The following is a 2,608-nucleotide window of genomic DNA, read 5'->3' on the forward strand; positions in this document are numbered from 1 at the left end:
GTCGGAGCGGTTCCGGCGAAGGTGTAGGCGACGCCGTTGATGGTCGTGCCCGTCGTGGCGACCGCCGCCGCCGTCGTCGAGCCCGCACCGAGCGCGACGCTGCCCGGCTCGTTGGCCGTGGCGCCGGCGCCGAGCGCCATCGACTGGGCACCGTTGGCGGTCGAGTTCGTCCCTAGCGCGATGCTGTCTGCCGCATTGACAGTCGAGGTCTGGCCGATCGCGATGCCGCCCGGTGCCGTCGACTGCACGATGGCGCCGTTACCCATGCCTATGCCGTTGTCGCCGTTGACGGTGGTGCGCGGACCGATCGCAACCGAATCGATGCCGGCCGCAAGCGAATCCGAGGCGGTCGAATTGGCGTGGAAGTACATGGTTCCCGTCACCGCGAAGGAGCTCAGCGCGCCCTTCAACTGGCGCAGCGTCACCGCGTCCTGGTCCTCCGTGGCGTCGGCAACGTTGATGATCTGACGATAGGAGGTGGAGGTGCCGACCGAGACGGCGCCGAGCAGACTCATGTCCGCAGTGTTGTAGGGGATGAGCCCGGTGCCGGAGAGGATCGATCCCGATGTCGGCGCCACCGCACGATCCGAAACCGAGCCGGCACCGAGCGCAACGCCGCCAAGGATCGTGGCTTGAGTGCCCCGGCCGAGCGCCAGCGAATCGCCGGCGGAGGCCGTCGCCTGGTAGCCGAGCGCGGAGGAGCCCACCCCTTGCGCGAAGGCATCGGCGACGGGCAGCGTCGTGTCGTTGGTGCGGACATAGCGGATACCCTCACCGTTGGCATCTGTATAGGCGGTCGACGTGTCGCCGGCGAAGCTGTTGATCGTGTTGCCGAGATTGGTGATGTCAGCGGTGTTGGCGGCGATGTCGGTGGTGTTCTGCGTCACTTGCTGGTTGGTCGCGAAGAGCTGCGAGCCGTTCACCGCGTCGGTCGAGGAGCCGTTCAACTGCCCGGCCGCGACGTTCTGGATCTGGCGCTCCGCGCCGGCCGAGCCGACCGAGAAGGCACCGGCCGGCGTCCCGCCGGCAAAGGTGTAGGTCGCGCCGCCGATGACCGTGCTGCCGACCGCGGTCGTGGTGCCCGAAACCGCGTTCAGGCCGATTGCGACATCGCCGGCATTGGCGGCGACGGCATTGGGGCCGATCGCAACGGAATCCGTTCCCAGCGCCTGGGAATCGGCGAGCGTGGAATTGGCATGGAAATACTTGATGCCGCCGCCGTTGTTGATGTCGGTGAGCGACGTGCTGAGATTGGCGATATCGGTGGTGTTCTGCGTAACCTGTTGGTTGGTCGCGAAAAGCTGCGAGCCGTTGATCGCGTCAGTCGAGCTGCCGCTAATGCGTCCTGCGGCGAGGTTTGTGAGGGTCCGCTCAGCGCCCGGCGCCCCAATGCTGACTGTCGAGGTCGGCGTCGTTCCGGCGAAGGTATAGGCCGTGCCCCCGATCGTCGTGCCGGAGGTGCCGACGGCCACCTGGGTGACCGAGCCCGAGCCGAGGGCCACATCACCGGAGCTTGCCGTGGCGGTCGCGCCATTGCCCAGCGCGACATTCCCGACGAAGCCGGTCGCACCCGCGGTGGAACCGTTGCCCAGCGCCACGGAACCCTGCCCGATCGCCTTGTTGTTGTTGCCGATCGCAACCGCGCCGGCGGCCTGGTTGGCGGCGGTGGCGCTGGCCGTGCCGTCGCTGTTGGCGATGTTGTTGGCGCCACCGGTGAAGGCGCCAGTGCCGCTGGCATAGCTCGGATCGCCGATGGCGACCGCGCCGTCACCATAGGCGGAGTTGCCGGCGCCGATGGCGACGGCCTTGCCGCCATCGGCGGTCGCGCCCGTGCCCATGGCGATGGAGTCGGCGGAGAGCGCAGCGGACTGCAGACCGACCGCGACGGCGTTGGTTGCCGTCGCCTGGCTCTCGCGTCCCATTGCAAGGGCGTCGTCCGCGGATGCCGTCACGTCCGTACCGATGCCGATGGCGTTGTCTCCACTGGCGCTCGTTGCAAAGGTGCTCGAGCCGACATAGACGGCACCTATTCCGGTCGCTCTCGTGCCTGCGCCGAGAGAGATGGAGTTCTGGGCGGTGCTTTGGGCGCCGCGGCCGAGCGCAGTGCTGTTGAGTCCGGTGGCGCGGGATTCACGTCCGACGGCGGTGGAATTGTCTGCGCTGGCTACGGTGCCGATGCCGAGCGCGGTACTGTCGAGGCCCCCGGCGCTGGCGCTGACGCCGGCAGCGAGAGAATTGTCTCCTGCCGCACTTGCTCCGGACCCGAAAGAGGAGGCGTTTTGGCCGCTGGCCACGGCCGTGTTGCCAATCGCCGTGGCTGCAGCGCCGCTTGCAATTGAGGCAGGTCCCATCGCGACGGCGAAAGCGCCGGAAGAGAGCGAGTTGGTGCCGATCGCGATGCTATTGGGCAGGGCCGTGTTGGCCTGAACGCCTGCCTGCGCGCCCAAACCCAAGGCGATGGACTGGTTGCCCCAAGCGCTTGCCGTGTTGCCCATCGCCGTGGCGCTCGTTCCAGTTGCTTTGGTCAGAATGCCGATGGCAACGGTGTTTTGCTGAGATGCCTGCACATCCGTGCCAAGGGCGATGGCGCCCTGCGCAAGGGCACCCG

1 pseudogene is annotated in these 2,608 nt (G+C 67.8%); it reads right to left on the reverse strand.

The window, feature by feature from the left end:
* Window positions 1-2,608, reverse strand: a pseudogene (locus tag EOA60_RS28105) (calcium-binding protein); the annotation flags it as partial.

Origin of the sequence: Mesorhizobium sp. M1A.F.Ca.IN.020.06.1.1 (assembly GCF_004023265.1) — a bacterium.
In the GTDB taxonomy this organism is placed as follows: domain Bacteria; phylum Pseudomonadota; class Alphaproteobacteria; order Rhizobiales; family Rhizobiaceae; genus Mesorhizobium.